This window comes from Streptomyces sp. GESEQ-35 (assembly GCF_017948485.1).
Classification (GTDB): Bacteria; Actinomycetota; Actinomycetes; order Streptomycetales; family Streptomycetaceae; genus Streptomyces.
In genome coordinates this window covers 26,712-41,850 of the sequence record NZ_JAFFSX010000006.1, presented here as the reverse complement: position 1 = coordinate 41,850, position 15,139 = coordinate 26,712, and the positions used below count along the sequence as shown (strand labels likewise).

General features: G+C 70.7%; 17 protein-coding genes. 3 read left to right on the top strand and 14 right to left on the bottom strand.

Annotated features, from left to right (window positions below; translation table 11 throughout):
- Positions 1-60: 60 nt before the first annotated feature.
- The 4 genes from KCH87_RS13900 to aroH form a co-directional block, all read right to left on the bottom strand.
- Entirely contained in the window at positions 61-648 is a 588-nt protein-coding gene (locus KCH87_RS13900) for a 1-acyl-sn-glycerol-3-phosphate acyltransferase (RefSeq protein WP_210586655.1), read from the bottom strand.
- 53 nt (positions 649-701) lie between these two features.
- Entirely contained in the window at positions 702-1,397 is a 696-nt protein-coding gene (gene cmk / locus KCH87_RS13895) for a (d)CMP kinase (protein ID WP_210586362.1), read from the bottom strand.
- Positions 1,398-1,635: 238 nt separating this feature from the next.
- Positions 1,636-2,721, bottom strand: coding sequence for a prephenate dehydrogenase (locus KCH87_RS13890; RefSeq protein WP_210586361.1), 1,086 nt, complete (start codon positions 2,719-2,721; stop codon positions 1,636-1,638).
- Positions 2,718-3,086, bottom strand: coding sequence for a chorismate mutase (gene aroH, locus KCH87_RS13885; protein WP_210586360.1), 369 nt, complete (start codon positions 3,084-3,086; stop codon positions 2,718-2,720). The genes KCH87_RS13890 and aroH overlap by 4 nt, the downstream gene beginning before the upstream one ends.
- A gap of 381 nt (positions 3,087-3,467) precedes the next feature.
- On the opposite strand from aroH, the gene KCH87_RS13880 reads away from it, so the two are divergent.
- Genes KCH87_RS13880 through KCH87_RS13870 form a run of 3 tightly spaced genes read left to right on the top strand, consistent with a single transcriptional unit; the run spans position 3,468 to position 5,145 of the window.
- The gene (locus tag KCH87_RS13880) at positions 3,468-4,133 is read left to right on the top strand and encodes a hypothetical protein (RefSeq protein WP_210586359.1); all 666 of its coding nucleotides are present in this window, start codon (positions 3,468-3,470) and stop codon (positions 4,131-4,133) included.
- 23 nt (positions 4,134-4,156) lie between these two features.
- Positions 4,157-4,741 (top strand): DUF6529 family protein, encoded by a 585-nt coding sequence (locus KCH87_RS13875; RefSeq protein WP_210586358.1) that lies wholly within the window; start codon positions 4,157-4,159, stop codon positions 4,739-4,741.
- The gene (locus tag KCH87_RS13870) at positions 4,738-5,145 is read left to right on the top strand and encodes a Rieske (2Fe-2S) protein (RefSeq protein ID WP_210586357.1); all 408 of its coding nucleotides are present in this window, start codon (positions 4,738-4,740) and stop codon (positions 5,143-5,145) included. The genes KCH87_RS13875 and KCH87_RS13870 overlap by 4 nt, the downstream gene beginning before the upstream one ends.
- Before the next feature lie 143 nt (positions 5,146-5,288).
- On the opposite strand, the gene KCH87_RS13865 is transcribed toward KCH87_RS13870, so the two are convergent.
- The 10 genes from KCH87_RS13865 to KCH87_RS13820 form a co-directional block, all read right to left on the bottom strand.
- A complete protein-coding gene (locus KCH87_RS13865) occupies positions 5,289-6,308 on the bottom strand; it encodes an ADP-ribosylglycohydrolase family protein (protein ID WP_210586356.1) in 1,020 nt (339 codons plus the stop codon).
- Positions 6,305-7,033: an NUDIX domain-containing protein gene (locus KCH87_RS13860; RefSeq protein WP_210586355.1), complete on the bottom strand. Its 729-nt coding sequence runs from the start codon at positions 7,031-7,033 to the stop codon at positions 6,305-6,307. The genes KCH87_RS13865 and KCH87_RS13860 overlap by 4 nt, the downstream gene beginning before the upstream one ends.
- A gap of 78 nt (positions 7,034-7,111) precedes the next feature.
- Positions 7,112-8,527, bottom strand: coding sequence for an MFS transporter (locus KCH87_RS13855; RefSeq protein ID WP_210586354.1), 1,416 nt, complete (start codon positions 8,525-8,527; stop codon positions 7,112-7,114).
- A 51-nt stretch (positions 8,528-8,578) separates the two neighbouring features.
- Positions 8,579-9,136, bottom strand: a complete 558-nt coding sequence (locus tag KCH87_RS13850; RefSeq protein WP_210586353.1) for a TIGR03086 family metal-binding protein — start codon at positions 9,134-9,136, stop codon at positions 8,579-8,581.
- Positions 9,133-10,095, bottom strand: coding sequence for a sigma-70 family RNA polymerase sigma factor (locus KCH87_RS13845; protein ID WP_210586352.1), 963 nt, complete (start codon positions 10,093-10,095; stop codon positions 9,133-9,135). Before KCH87_RS13845 ends, KCH87_RS13850 begins: the two co-directional genes overlap by 4 nt.
- A 96-nt stretch (positions 10,096-10,191) precedes the next feature.
- On the bottom strand, positions 10,192-11,289 hold the full coding sequence (locus KCH87_RS13840) for a pseudouridine synthase (RefSeq protein ID WP_210586351.1): 1,098 nt from the start codon (positions 11,287-11,289) through the stop codon (positions 10,192-10,194).
- An 11-nt stretch (positions 11,290-11,300) separates the two neighbouring features.
- Positions 11,301-11,951: an SMC-Scp complex subunit ScpB gene (scpB, locus tag KCH87_RS13835; RefSeq protein ID WP_210586350.1), complete on the bottom strand. Its 651-nt coding sequence runs from the start codon at positions 11,949-11,951 to the stop codon at positions 11,301-11,303.
- Positions 11,948-13,063: a ScpA family protein gene (locus KCH87_RS13830; protein ID WP_210586349.1), complete on the bottom strand. Its 1,116-nt coding sequence runs from the start codon at positions 13,061-13,063 to the stop codon at positions 11,948-11,950. Before KCH87_RS13830 ends, scpB begins: the two co-directional genes overlap by 4 nt.
- 18 nt (positions 13,064-13,081) lie before the next feature.
- A complete protein-coding gene (locus tag KCH87_RS13825; RefSeq protein WP_210586348.1) occupies positions 13,082-13,660 on the bottom strand; it encodes a hypothetical protein in 579 nt (192 codons plus the stop codon).
- Positions 13,645-14,781 carry a ParA family protein gene (locus KCH87_RS13820; RefSeq protein ID WP_210586347.1) on the bottom strand — a complete coding sequence of 379 codons (1,137 nt, stop codon included), beginning with the start codon at positions 14,779-14,781 and terminating at the stop codon, positions 13,645-13,647. Before KCH87_RS13820 ends, KCH87_RS13825 begins: the two co-directional genes overlap by 16 nt.
- Between the last annotated feature and the right edge of the window lie 358 nt (positions 14,782-15,139).

Genomic DNA, 15,139 nt, shown 5'->3' with positions numbered 1-15,139 from the left:
GTTCAGTGTGGTGATCGGTGGATACCCCCTTTACCGGGTGATCCACTACTTAAGTGTCGCTCAGCGCCCGGTAAGGCGCCTGGCGTTTTCCAGGTGCGCGGTGAGCTGCTTCTGGATGCGTTCGGTCGCTTCGTCCAGCGCCTTGCGCGTACGCCGACCGCTGCCGTCGCCCGCCTCGAACGGGTCGCCGAAGACGACGTCGATACGGGAACGCAGCGCGGGCAGCGCCTTTATCAACCGTCCGGGCCGCTCGGTGCTTCCCAGTACGGCGACGGGGACGATCGGGGCACCGCTGCGCACCGCGAAGTACGCGAGCCCGGCCCGCAGCGCGGCGAAGTCGCCGTCGCCCCGGGTGCCCTCCGGGAAGATGCCGAGCACACCGCCGGCCGCCAGCACCTCCAGGGCCCGGGTGATGGCCGTACGGTCGGCGGTCGAGCGGTCCACCTCCAGCTGGCCGGTGGCGCGCATGAACGGGCCGAGCGGGCCGACGAACGCCTCCTTCTTGACCAGGAAGTGCGACGCCCGGGGCGCCACGCCGATGACCATCGGGCCGTCGACGTTGTGCGAGTGGTTGACGGCGAGGATCACCGGGCCGGTCGCGGGGACCCGCCAGCCGCCCAGGACGCGCGGCCGCCACAGCCCGTACATCAGGCCGACGCCGATGCGCCGCCCGACCTCGGCGCCCCGCTCCGTAGGTGCTGTCACTTCGCTGCTCGCTTCTCCTCGACGAGGGTGACGACGCACTCGATGACCTGCTGGAGCGTGAGGTCCGAGGTGTCCACCTCGACCGCGTCGTCCGCCTTCGCGAGCGGCGAGGCCTTACGGCTTGAGTCGGCCGCGTCCCGCTTCAGCAGCGCCGCACGGGTCGAGTGGACGTCGGCGCCCTTGAGCTCACCGCTGCGGCGGGCGGCGCGCGCCTCCGGAGAGGCGGTGAGGAAGATCTTCAGGTCGGCGTCGGGCAGCACGGTCGTACCGATGTCGCGGCCCTCGACGACGATGCCCTGCGCGGCGGAGGCCGCGATCGAGCGCTGGAGCTCGGTGATCTGCGCCCGCACCTCCGGTACCGCACTCACCGCGCTGACCTGGGAGGTCACCTCCTGGGTGCGGATCGGGGCGGCCACGTCGATGCCGTCGACCATGATCGTCGGCTTCTCCGGGTCGGTGCCGGAGACGATGTGGGGCTTAGCGGCCGCGGCGGCGATCGCCTGCGGATCATCGATGTCGATCCCGGCGTTCACCATCCACCAGGTGATCGCCCGGTACTGGGCGCCGGTGTCCAGGTAGCTCAGGCCGAGCTGCGCGGCCACGGCCTTGGACGTGCTCGACTTCCCCGTGCCGGAGGGGCCGTCGATGGCGACAATCACGGCCGGGGCGGTCGGGGCGGCGCCGTTTTCCACGGGTGGACACCTTCCTGGTGCGGTGCGGTGGGAGTGTGCGGGGCGCGATCGTGCCCCGCACAAGGTTACTGGGTGCGGGTCACTCGTCCGGCCCACCGAGCGCTCCGCGGGCTGTACCGATTTGCGGCTCCGCCGCGGGGCCCCGATGGGCCGTCGATCGTCTGCGGGCTCGTCGTGGCTGGTCGCGCCCGCGCGGCGGAGCCGCATATAGATACAGCCCCGCGCCCCTTCGGGGCGCTTACTGTCGGATCGCCCAGCCCCGTTCCCGCAGCGCGGCGCTCAGTACCGTCGCTGCCTGTGGCTCCACCATCAGCTGCACCAGACCGGCCTGCTGCCCGGTCGCATGCTCGATCCGTACGTCCTCGATGTTGACCCCGGCCCGTCCCGCGTCCGCGAAGATGCGGGCCAGTTGCCCGGGCTGGTCGTCGATCAGTACCGCCACGATCTCGTACACCCGCGGCGCGGACCCGTGCTTGCCGGGGACACGGACCTGGCCGGCGTTGCCGCGCCGGAGCACGTCCTGGATGCCGCCGACGCCCTCACGGCGCTTGGCGTCGTCGGAGGACTGGAGGGACCGCAGCGCCCGGACCGTCTCGTGGAGGTCGGCGGAGACGTCGGCGAGGAGGTCGGCGACCGGCTCCGGGTTCGCTGAGAGGATGTCGATCCACATGCCGGGGTCGGACGCGGCGATCCGCGTCACATCGCGGATGCCCTGCCCGCACAGCCGTACGGCCGCCTCCTCGGCGTTCTCCAGGCGCGCGGCGACCATGCTGGAGACCAGGTGGGGCATGTGGGAGACCAGGGCGACGGCGCGGTCGTGGGCGTCGGCGTCCATGACGACCGGCACCGCGCGGCAGTGCGAGACCAGTTCCAGGGCGAGGTTCAGCACCTCGGTGTCGGTGTCCCGGGTCGGTGTGAGCACCCAGGGACGGCCTTCGAAGAGGTCGCCGGTCGCGGCCAGCGGGCCGGACTTCTCGCGGCCCGACATGGGATGGGTGCCGATGTACGACGACAGGTCGAGGCCGAGCGCCTCCAGCTCACGGCGCGGGCCGCCCTTGACGCTGGCCACGTCCAGGTAGCCGCGGGCCACGCCCCGGCGCATGGCGTCGGCGAGCACCCCGGCCACATGGGCGGGCGGGGCGGCGACGATCGCGAGGTCGACGGGCCCTTCGGGCGCCTCGTCCGAGCCGGCGCCGAGCGCGGCCGCCGTACGGGCCTGCTCCGGGTCGTGGTCGGCGAGGTGGACGACGACGCCGCGGGAGACCAGGGCGAGGGCGGCGGACGTACCGATGAGCCCGGTACCGATGACGAGTGCGGTCCTCACTGGGCGATGTCCTCGCGCAGGGCGGCCGCGGCACCGAGGTAGACATGCGCGATGTCGCCGCGGGGCCTGTCGGACTCGATGTGGGCGAGGACGCGGACGACGCGGGGCATGGCGCCCTCGATCTGAAGCTCCTGGGCGCAGATCAGCGGAACATCGGCAAAGCCGATGCCGAGCTTGCGGGCGGCGGCCGCCGGGAAGTCGCTGTGCAGGTCGGGCGTGGCCGTGAACCAGATGCTGATCAGGTCGTCCGCGGTGAGGGCGTTCCGCTCCAGGATGGCGGTGAGCAGGGCCCCGACCTGCTCGTCCATGTGGCCGGCCTCGTCCACCTCGAGTTGGACGGCGCCCCGGACCGCTCGTACCGCCACGGCTTGGCTCCTCGCTGATGTACGGATCGATTGCTGGTCCGTCCAGCCTAGTCAGCCCGCGTCGGGCGGGTGCGCGGCGCCCGCCCGCTGAGACGGGGAACGGCGTGGCCTCACAGCCGCTGCCGTCGGATGAGGTCCTCCAGGGAATCGGTGGGGACCTGGCCGTTCGGGGTCAGCCTGGCGACGGCCGTCGGCAGCACATGGTCACGCCCTTGGGGAGAGCGGCCGGGTCACAGGGCGCCGGACCGGCATCAGACCATGACAATGTCACCTGAATGTCAGCATTCCGCTACTTGGGGTCAGAACAGCCTGTGCGCCTCTGGACGCCAACCCGTCGGGTCCGCTCTCATGGGGCAAGCAGATTGCCTCGGGGGGCCCGTCATGAAGCGTTTTGGACCACTGTTCACTCTTCTCGCGGGACTGGTGCTCGGCCTGTTCATGCTGTCGCTCAATGCGACGACGGGGACGCAGAGCGCATCGTCGGCGTATGAGGAGTCGCCTTCACCGAAGGCCTCACCGGCGCCGACGAAGTCGACCGCATCGCCCTCCCCCTCCCCCTCGCCCTCCCGGACGCCCGTCCCCGACGCCGACTACACGGGCCGCACGAAGGACGACTCCGCCTCCGTCGCCGTCTCCCTGGAGGACGGCAAGGCGGTCGCGTACTTCTGCGACGGGCGCGACAAGGAGTCGTGGCTGAAGGGCGACGTCGAGGACGACGGCACCATGCGGCTCACCGGAAAGCACGGCGCGAAGCTGACCGGCACGCTCAAGGAGGGCAAGCGGATCAGCGGCACTGTCGACGTCGACGGCGGGCACTACGACTTCACCGCCGACAAGGCCAAGAAGCCGGACGGGCTGTACCGGGCGACCGGCCGGGTGGGCGACACCGACGTGGACGGCGGTTGGATCGTGCGGCAGGGCGGCCGGCAGCAGGTCGGCATCCTCACCCGCGACGGAGAGGCCTCCCCCGCACCACGGATCGACCCGGAGACCGGTGCGGTGACGGTCGACGGAGAACAGCTCACGGCACGCCCTGTCACCCCCTGATCCTCTGCTCACGGGAGTCGAGCATGACCGTCGACCCGAACGCCGCCACCCAGGGTTTCCCCTCGCCCGAGCCCGCACGCCCCCGCCCGCACCCGGCCCGCTATCTGGTCCCGGCGCTGGTCGCCGCGGCGGTCGCCGTCGGCCTCGGGGCGTACGGCAAGATCCACGACCCGGCGGGGACCGCCTTCAACCTCGCCGGTTTCAGCAGCACGGGGGCGGTGAAGGCGTGGCTGGCGACGGCGGCGATCTTCTTCGCGCTGGTCCAGGTCGCCTCGGCGCTGATGGTGTACGGGAAACTGCCGGGACCCGGCTGGTCCGCTGCGCTGCACCGCTGGTCGGGGCGCCTGGCGTTTCTGGTGTCTGTTCCGGTTGCGGTGCACTGCCTTTATGCGCTGGGCTATCAGACGTACGAAACGCGCTTTTTGTGGCACTCAATCCTGGGTTGCTTCTTCTTCGGTGCTTTCAGTGCCAAGATGCTGCTGCTCCGTTCGGAGCGCCTCCCCAACTGGCTGCTGCCGATCGTCGGCGGACTGGTCTTCACCGTCCTGACGATCGTCTGGCTGACCTCCGCTCTCTGGTTCTTCCGCACCTTCGGAGTAACGACATGACCCCTGATCCGACGCGGCGCACGGTTCTCCTCGCCACGGGCGCGGCGGCGCTCCTCGTGGGCTGTAGCGAGTACGGCGACGACGAGGGAGACTCCTCGGCCGAGAGCGCCTCCCCCGGCCAGGAGCTGGCGAAGACGTCCGCCATCCCGGTCGGCGGCGGCACGATCTTCAAGGACGAGAAGGTCGTCGTGACCCAGCCGAAGGAAGGCGACTTCAAGGCCTTCTCGAACATCTGCACACACCAGCAGTGCCCCGTGGCGAGCGTCTCAGGCGGCACCATCAACTGCACCTGCCACGGCAGCAAGTTCAGCATCGAGGACGGCTCGGTGCAGAATCCCCCGGCGACGAAACCGCTGCCGGAGAAGCAGATCACCGTGGACGGAAATTCGATCCGCCTGGCGTGAACCGCCGCGTACGCTGCCCGGCATGCGCCCCGAGGCCCTGGTCGGCGACCACACGATCTACTCCTGCGTGATGGGTTCGCGCGCCCCCGCAGGTCCGCATCCGAGTCGCGGGACGGGAAGGCGTACAGGGCGTCGATCACCGCTCAAGCGTCCCAGAGCGCCCCGAGGGTCAGCAGGTCGCCCCGGTACTCGATCCGGTCGGCCCACTCCGTAGGCCATGCATCGGCGCCGAGGTATGCCCCTGCGAACGCGCCCGTGAGGCAGGCGATCGAGTCCGAGTCGCCGGAGGTGCAGGCGGCGCGGCGCAGGGCGGTCAGCGGTTCGTCGACGAAGAGCAGGAAGGACAACAGTCCGGTCGCCAGGGCCTCTTCCGCGATCCAGCCCGCACCGGTGGCCAGGCACGGGTCGGTCTCGGGCGAGACGGTCGGCAGGGCGTCCTGGAGACGGTCCAGGATCTCCAGGCACTCGTCCCAGCCGCGCATGATGAATTCCTCGGCCGACGGGTCCTCGCTCCGCGTCCACAGGTCGTCGAGCCAGCGGTGGTGGTACGTGGAGCGGTTCTCCAGGGCGTACGACCGCAGCAGCCCGACGAGTCCGGTCGGCTCGGCACCCTGCGCGAGCAGTCGTACGGCGTGCGCGGTGAGGTCGGACGCGGCCAGCGCCGTCGGGTGCCCGTGGGTGAGCGCGGACTGCAACTGTGCGGCGCCCGCGCGCTGTTCGTCGCTCAGGCCGGCGATGAGACCGAGGGGCGCGACGCGCATGTTGGCGCCGCAGCCCTTGGAGTGGATCTGGCTGGCTTCCTGCCAGGGGCGGTCGTCTTCGAGCAGGACACACGCCCTGATGCAGGTGGTGCCGGGCGCCCGGTTGTTCTCCGGTGAGCGGTTCCAGGCGATGAACTCCGACCGCACCGACTCGGCCATCCCCGAGGGCTCGAGCACGCCCCGGTCCATCGCCGTCCGCAACCCCTTCCCCAACGCCAGCGTCATCTGCGTGTCGTCCGTGACGATCGCAGGCGTCGGCAGCTCCATCTCCCGCCACGGGCCGAACTTGGCGAGGATCGACGGCACGTCGTTGAACTCGGTCGGGAAGCCGAGCGCGTCGCCGAGAGCGAGTCCGGTGAGGGATCCGGTGGCGGCACGCTTGGCGACGGTCATGGTGGTCATGCGGGGCGTCCTTCCCTGGGCGGGCGGAGCAGGGGCGGGTGCAGGGCGGTGGCGGTGCCCGCGCGGTACAGCGCGGCCGGTTTGCCGCGGCCCCCGGTCAGACGGGCGGCGCCGGGGACCGCTTCGACGAAGTCCGGCGTGGCGAGCACCTTGCGCCGGAAGTTGGGCCGGTCCAGCGCGGTGCCCCACACGGTCTCGTAGACCTGCTGAAGCTCACCGAGGGTGAACTCGGGCGGGCAGAAGGCGGTGGCGAGGCAGGTGTACTCGAGCTTGGCGCCGACGCGTTCATGGGCATCGGCCAGGATGCGGTCGTGGTCGAAGGCGAGCGGTTTCGCCGAGTCGTACGGCATCCAGCGGGCCTGCGCCGCGTCGCTGCCGCCGTGCGCCTCGGGTGCGTTGGGCAGCAGCGCGGCGAACGCGACGGACACGACCCGCATCCGGGGGTCGCGGTCGGGCTCGCTGTAGGTCCGCAGCTGCTCCAGGTGCAGCCCGGAGACGTCCGACAGGCCGGTCTCCTCGGCGAGTTCACGCCGGGCCGCCGTCTCGGCCGACTCGCGCGGCTCCACAAAGCCGCCGGGCAGCGCCCAGCGGCCGGCGTAGGGCTCCTGCCCTCGCTCGACGAGCAGTACGTGCAGCGCGCCCGCGCGGAGGGTCAGGACGGCGAGGTCGACGGTGACGGCGAAGGGTTCGTGCGCGTATTTGTCGTAGCCGGTCGGCACGGTCACGCCCGCTCACCCCCTTTACGGTCAGCGCGACTAATAGTCACTACGACTATAAAGAGGGTGACCAGACCACGCAATCCCTCAACTACCCCCGCGCGACGGAGCGAACGCCGCAGCCGCCGCGCCGATCGCCGCGATGCCCGCCGCCACCCACAGCGCAGGACCGCATCCGTCGACGAACGTCTCCGGTGTGGCGTAGCCGCCGTACGTCGTGAACACGGCCGCGGCGACGGCCACTCCGAAGACACCGCCCAGTTCGCGCAGTGCGTTGTTCACGCCGGCCGCCATACCGGCGTCACTGAGTGGCACGGACGCGGTCACGGCGTTGGCCACGCTCGGGAAGACCATGGAGATGCCGACGCCGGCGATGATCAGCGGGCCGACGAGACGGTCGTATCCGACGCCGGGTTCGACCTGCCAGGCCAGCAGCGCGAGGCCCGTCGCCTGAAGCACCAGGCCGCCCAGCATGAACGGCCGGGTCCCGTACCGGTCCGCGAGGACACCCGCGATCGGCGCGATCAGGAGCGGTGTGGCGTTCCACACGAGGATCCGCACGCCCGCCTCCAGCGGGTTGTAGCCGAGCCCGATCTGGAAGAGCTGCGTGATCATGAAGAGGGCGCCGAGCAGCGACGCGAACAGCAGGAAGGCCGAGGCGTTGGCGGTGGAGAACGCACGCCGCCGGAAGTACCCGAGCGGCAGCATCGGGTAGCGGGCGCCCTTGCGCTCCCACCCCAGGAAGGCCGCCACGAACACGACACCGACGGCCATCGCGGCCAGGGCCTCGACGCTCCCCCAGCCCACCTCGGGCGCCCGTACCGGCGCCCAGGCCAGGCCCGTCAGCCCGACGGCCGCCAGCACAAGACCCACGATGTCGAGTTGGGGTCGCGAGCCATAGCTCTCGCGCAGCTTGGTGGCGGCCAGGGGCAGCATGGCCAGCCCGATGGGCACGTTCAGCCAGAAGATCCACTGCCAGGACAGGCCTTCGGTGACCGCCCCGCCCAGTACCGGTCCGGCCGCCACACCGAGCCCGGTCACCCCGCCCCACACTCCGATCGCCACGCCCCGCTTCTCGGCCGGGAAGGCCTCGCTGATGAGCGTCAGGGTGAGCGGGAGCAGTACGGCCGCTCCGGCGCCCTGCACCACGCGCGCGGTGATGAGCTGGCCGGGGCCGGACGCGAGGGCCGCGGCGGCGGAGGCCAGCGTGAAGAGGGCGAGCCCGGCGACATACATACGCCGCCGCCCGAAGCGGTCGCCGAGCGCGGCGCCGGTCAGGGTCAGACAGGCGAAGACGAGGTTGTAGGCATTGATCGTCCATTCCAGCTGGGAGAGGCTCGCCCCGAAGTCGGCGCGTAGCGCGGGCAGCGCGGTGGCGACGACCACGACGTCCAGGGAGCACAGCAGGGCCCCGAGCCCGGCGAGGATCACGGTCCACGCGCGCAGGGACGGTGTCCTGTCCGTGGGTGCGGTGCCGAGGGGGGCTCTGATGGTGTCGGTCATGACAGTGCCTTCCGTGAGTTCTTGAGGTCACTCACGGAAGGCAGACCGGGCTCACCCCACAAAGGAATCGCGGCGCCCGAGGAAGGCCAGCAGCCGCGCCTGAGGCTGCGCGGACATGGGCACGGCGAGCTGCGCGGCGAACCGTACGCCCCGGTCCGTGTCCGCCACGACATGCCGGGCGACGGGCAGCAGGTCGACCGCGAGCGGGCCCGGAATGGGCCGTGGACGCCCGCAGGCCTGGGCCACGTCCCAGCCATGCACGGCGATCTCGACGGCACCCACCGCAGCCATCACCCGCACGTCCAGCGGCCGTTCACCGACGAGGACCCGGTCGGGGGCCCCGGCCGCCGCCCAGGCGCCGAGCACCGCGCACGCGCGCGTACGGATGCCGCACGCCGGGTCGGCTCCGGGACGCGTGGGCAACAGGCCGATCCGACCGCCGGTCAGCCCCTCGTGCAGCGCGTCGAGCGAGTCGCCGAGATGCCCGAGCAGTTCCTCCAGGTCCCACTCCGCACACGGCGTCCTGCGCTCCAGGCCCTCGCGCTCCACCCCTGCCACGCACCCCAGCGCGTAGGCGAGCGAACGCTCCAGCAGCTCCCCGTTGTTCATGACAGCACCCCCGGCATCGCGAAGCGGTCGAACAGTCCCGCGTCAATGAAGACGGTCATCCGCGCGACGGCACCGCCCGACACCGTGAGCACCTGTATCGAGTGCCCCCGGAAGACACCGTCCGCGTCCCGCTTGTACATCGCCGCGGCCGGCTGCCCGTTCGCGCGCGTGGGCAGCATCCGGACGAGGCCCTTCTCGCCCACCCGCAGCTCCAGGAACCGCAGCACGTCCTTCCGCCCGCTGAACCACTCCAGATGGGGCGGCATCTCCAGCTCGACGCCGTCCTGGAGCAGCTCGACCAGCGCGTCCATGTCGGCGTTCTCGAAGGCGGCCACATACCGGTCGAGCACCTCACGGTCGGCCGCGCCCGCCGGCTCCACGACGAGGTCCTCGTCCGGGGCCACCTCGTCGAGCCGGGCACGCGCGCGCTGGAGGGTGCTTTTCACGGCGGCCGTGGAGGTGTCGAGGAGTGCGGCGACCTCGGGCGCCCGCCAGGCCAGCACGTCCCGCAGGATCAGCACGGCCCGCTGCCGCGCGGGCAGGTTCTGCAGCGCGGCGACGAGCGCGAGCCGCAGACTGCCGCGCGCGGCGACGACGGTCGCGGGGTCGACCAGCGAGTCCGGCAGCGGCTGCAACCACGGAACGTCCGTCACAGGGGCCCTCAGCGGCTCCTCAGGCGCCTCCGACGGCCCCCCGAGCCCGCGGGGCAGCGGACGGCGCGTACGGCCCTCCAGCGCCGTCAGGCACGTGTTGGTGGCGATCCGGTGCAGCCAGGTCCGCAGGGAGGCCCGGCCCTCGTAGCCGTCGTAGGACCGCCACGCCCGCAGATACGTCTCCTGCACCAGGTCCTCGGCCTCGTCGACCGAGCCCAGCATCCGGTAGCAGTGCGCAAGCAGCTCCCGCCGGTACCGATCCGTCAGCCGCACGAACTCCTCGCGGTCCGTCGTCGTCGCAGCCATGCCGCTCCCTCCGTCACCGATACAGACCGGCGGGAGGCCGAAAAGGAATCGGCCGGCCCCGAACGAATTCGGGACCGGCCGTCACGTACAACCGCTTTAGAGATCGACTTCCTGCATCAGCATCCCGACCTCGGTGTTCGACAGCCGTCGCAGCCAGCCTGACTTCTGGTCGCCCAGGGTGATCGGGCCGAAGGCCACGCGCACCAGCTTGTCGACCGGGAAGCCGGCCTCCGCGAGCATGCGGCGCACGATGTGCTTGCGGCCCTCGTGGAGGGTGACCTCTACGAGGTAGTTCTTGCCGGTCTGCTGGACGACCCGGAAGTGGTCCGCGCGCGCGTAGCCGTCCTCCAGCTGGATGCCGTCCTTGAGCTGCTTGCCCAGGTCGCGCGGGATCGGGCCCACGATGTGCGCGAGGTAGACCTTCTTCACGCCGTACTTGGGGTGGGTCAGCCGGTGCGCCAGCTCGCCGTGGTTGGTGAGCAGGATGACGCCCTCGGTCTCGGTGTCGAGCCGCCCGACGTGGAAGAGCCGCGTCTCGCGGTTCGTCACGTAGTCACCGAGGCACTGACGGCCCTCGTTGTCCTCCATCGTCGAGACGACACCGGCCGGCTTGTTCAGCGAGAAGAACTGGTACGACTGCGTGGCGACGGTCAGCCCGTCGACCTTGACCTCGTCGTTCTCCGGGTCGACCCGCATGCCCTGTTCCAGGACGATCTCGCCGTTGACCTCGACCCGCGCCTGCTCGATGAGCTCCTCGCAGGCACGCCGGGAGCCGTAGCCCGCGCGCGCGAGGATCTTCTGGAGCCGCTCGCCCTCCTGCTCGGCGCCCGGGAAGGTCTTGGGCGGCTTGACGTCCTTCTTGCTCGCGTACCGCTCGCGGTTGCGCTCCTCGGCCCGCGCGTCGTACTCACGGGAGGTGGCCGGCGCCCAGCGCCCCCGCCCGCTTCCCTGCCCCTGGCCCTGCTTGGGCCCGCCCTTGGCGCCCCCGCGCGCGGAGGCACCGCGCCCGGACTTCGGGCCCTCATGGCTCCCGGTGGGGCCCACGTCGTAGCGGCGCTCCTCGGGGCGGGGCTTGCTGGGACGGCCCTGACCCTGGCCCTGACCCTGCTTCTGGTCCCGGTTGTTGCCGGCACCGCGGTTGTTGCCCCCGCGCCCGCCGGTCCCGCCACTCTTGCCGCTGCCGCTGCTTCGCATCAAAGTTCCGTCTAGTCGTCTGCGTCGTCTGCACCGGGCGCATCGGGTGCGTCCGGGTCGAACGACGGAACCCCTTCCTGGGTCTCGGCCTCGATCGCCTCCGCCTCCGGGAGGAAGGGCGCGAGCTCCGGGAGCTCGTCCAGACCGCGTAGGCCCATCCGCTCCAGGAAGTAGTTCGTCGTCGTGTACAGGATCGCACCTGTTTCGGGTTCCGTGCCCGCCTCCTGGACCAGACCCCGCTGGAGGAGGGTGCGCATGACCCCGTCGCAGTTCACTCCGCGCACGGCCGAGACCCGGCTGCGGCTGACCGGCTGGCGGTACGCCACGACCGCGAGGGTCTCCAGCGCGGCCTGGGTGAGCCGGGCCTGCTGCCCGTCGAGTACGAAGCGCTCGACGGCGGGCGCGAACTCCGGCCGGGTGTAGTAGCGCCAGCCACCGGCGATGAGCCGCAGCTCGAACCCGCGCCCCTGCACGGCGTAGTCGTCGGCCAGCTCCCGCAGCGCTTTCGCGATCTGCCGCTTGGGCCGCTCAAGGATCTTCGACAGATGCTCCACGGTCGCGGGCTCGTCGACGACCATGAGGACCGCTTCCAGGGCGGGCTTCAGGTCGAGGTCCGCGACGGAACGCAGCCCGGCCGGCAGCTCGGTGGTCTCCTCACTCACGCCTTCTTCTCCTCCTTGGGCGGCTCGGGCGGTCGGTCGAACTCGTCGGTCACCATCGGTTCGGAGTCCCCCTCCCCGCCGGTCCAGCGCACCATCAGCTCCCCGAGGGCGGTCTCCTGATCCAGGGTGACGGCCTTCTCCCGGTACAGCTCCAGCAGCGCCAGGAACCGCGCCACGACCGTCAGCGTGTCCTCGGTGTCCTCGATCAGCGACCGGAAGCTGGCCTCGCCGAGCTCCTTCAGCCGCGCGACCACGATCCCGGCCTGCTCCTGCACGCTGACCAGCGGCGCGTGGATGTGATCGACGTACACCTGCGGCTTGGGCTTGGGCTGCATCGCCTTGACGGCGAGCTTGGCGAACCCTTCCGCCCCGATGCTGATGACCACCTCGGGCAGCAGCTCGGCGTGGTGGGGTTCCAGTCCGACGGTACGGGGATAGCGCCGCGCCTCTTCGTCCAGCCGGCGGCTGAAGATGTCGGCGATCTGTTTGTACGCGCGGTACTGCAGCAGCCGCGCGAAGAGCAGGTCGCGCGCTTCGAGGAGCGCGAGGTCGGCCTCGTCCTCGACCTCCGCGGAGGGCAGGAGACGCGCCGCCTTCAGATCGAGAAGCGTGGCCGCGACGACCAGGAACTCGGTCGTCTGGTCGAGGTCCCAGTCCGGGCCCATCGCCCTGATGTGCGCCATGAACTCGTCGGTGACCTTGGAGAGGGCCACTTCGGTGACGTCGAGCTTGTGCTTGGAGATCAGCTGGAGAAGGAGGTCGAAGGGGCCCTCGAAGTTGGAGAGCCGGACCTTGAAGACGCCGTCGGACTCGCCCTCGTCCTGGGGGACGGGCGCGGAGACGTCAGACACCGGTGTCGGCTCCGGTTCGACGGGCTCAGGTTCCGGCGCCGGTTCGACGACCTCAGGTTCCGGCTCCGGTTCGACGGGCTCAGGTTCCGGCTCCGGAACCACCACCTCGGGAGCCTCGGGTTCCAGCTCCACCGAAACCGGCGGAGCCTCAGAAACCGCCTCGGAGACCGCCTCGACCCGCGGAGCGCCCGGCCCTCGCCCCAACGCACGCCGACGGCCGGCGGAGCCGGGCGCGGAAGCGGGATCGTCGTGCGAGGTCATAGCCCTCGCAGGCTACCGCTACCGCCCACGGAGCCGGCGGACAAGGATGCTCGCGTCCCCGCGGGACTCCAGGTCCGCCAGCACCACGGCAACCGCCTCGCGCACGATCCGCCCACGGTCGACCGCCAGTCCGTGCTCACCGCGGAGCACCAGACGTGCGTGCTCCAGGTCCATGAGCTCCTCGGCGGACACGTACACGGTGATCTTCTCGTCGTGTCGCTCCCGGCCGCTCGGCCGACGGGCGGGGGCCCGTCCGCCGCGCTGCTTGCGCGGCGCCGCGGACGTGTCCGCGCCAGAACCTTCCTGCGCCCCCTGACGTCGCGCGGAGCGCTCCGCGGCGGCGGCCCGGTTTCGGGACTCGCCCGCGTCGGCAGACTCCGCGTCGGCCGCGACATGCTCCGCCCCTTCGCCGTCACCTCCCTGCGCGGGCACCGACTGCGGCGCGTCCTCCGCGGCAGCGGCGTCGCTCTCCCCCGCGGGAGCCGGCACCCGGGCCTCGCCGTTGGCCTGGCGCCGGGGACTGGACGACTGAAGCGCCATCCCCCCTGTCGTACGGAACAGTTCGTCGGCCCCCGGCAGACTCACTCGGCGTGACACCGGGCGAGCACCTCCCTGGCGAGCTGGCGATAGGCGGCGGCACCGACGGAGTTGGAGGCGTACGTGGTGATCGGCTCACCGGCGACCGTGGTCTCCGGGAAGCGGACCGTGCGCCCGATGACGGTGTGATAGACGTGGTCGTCGAATGCCTCGACGACACGCGCGAGCACCTCACGGCTGTGCACGGTGCGCGAGTCGTACATCGTGGCGAGGATCCCGTCGAGCTCCAGCTCCGGGTTGAGCCGTTCCTGGACCTTCTCGATGGTCTCCGTCAGCAGCGCCACGCCACGCAGGGCGAAGAACTCGCACTCGAGCGGCACGATCACCTTGTGAGCCGCCGTCAGGGCGTTCACGGTGAGCAGGCCGAGCGAGGGCTGACAGTCGATCACGATGTAGTCGTAGTCGGCCATCAGCGGCTTCAAGGCGCGCTGAAGCGTCGACTCACGCGCGACCTCGGAGACCAGCTGGACCTCGGCCGCGGACAGGTCGATGTTGCTGGGCAGCAGGTCCATGTTCGGGACCGCGGTCTTCAGGAGCACCTCGTCGGCCGCCATGCCCCGCTCCATGAGCAGGTTGTAGACCGTGAGGTCGAGCTCCATCGGATTGACGCCGAGGCCGACCGACAGCGCGCCCTGCGGGTCGAAGTCCACGAGGAGGACTCGGCGTCCGTACTCCGCGAGCGCGGCACCCAGGTTGATGGTCGACGTCGTTTTACCGACGCCGCCCTTCTGGTTGCACATCGCGATGATCTTCGCGGGGCCGTGGTCGGTCAGTGGACCCGGGATCGGGAAGTACGGCAACGGCCGTCCGGTCGGGCCGATGCGCTCACGACGCTGACGGGCAGCGTCGGGCGCGAGCGTGGCCGCGTACTCGGGGTCGGGCTCGTACTCCGCGTCGGGATCGTAGAAGTGCCCGTCGGGCAGTTCGTCGTAGTCGGCGAAGTGGTTGTGGGGCGCGCCACTTCCGTCGCCGGCCATGGCGTTCACGTGATGGCCATCCATGCTCTGGTGTGCTGGCTGAGTCACACCTGACTTCAAGTGACTCTGTCGGGCTGCGAAGGTGCGCACAGCTACGGAGCCGACAGCCTCGAACCCCGCGGGGCCCTCGGCCCGTGCAGGCATTCCTGGTTGACCACCCCCGGGAGAAAATGTCGACTCATTCACAAGTCGTCTTACCTCCTTGGTGACCAGGAAATTTCTAGACAGGTCAGCTTGGCATCATGCCGACGGTTGGCGACTCTATGGCGTGCCGGGCGTTCGCAGCAACACAATCCGCCGGACCCGGCCGGATGTGTCGGCAATGAAACATCCCTCTGTCAAGGGCGTACGGCCGTCGCACGGCAGGTTTCACCGGTGTACGAATCGGTTCAAGGGTTACGTTCGAGGCGAGTTGGCCGAGAGCCGCAAAGTGACCATACACACATCCGGCCGGACCTTTGTCGGGCAAGGTCCGGCCGGATGCGCGGCGTTGACGGCCTCT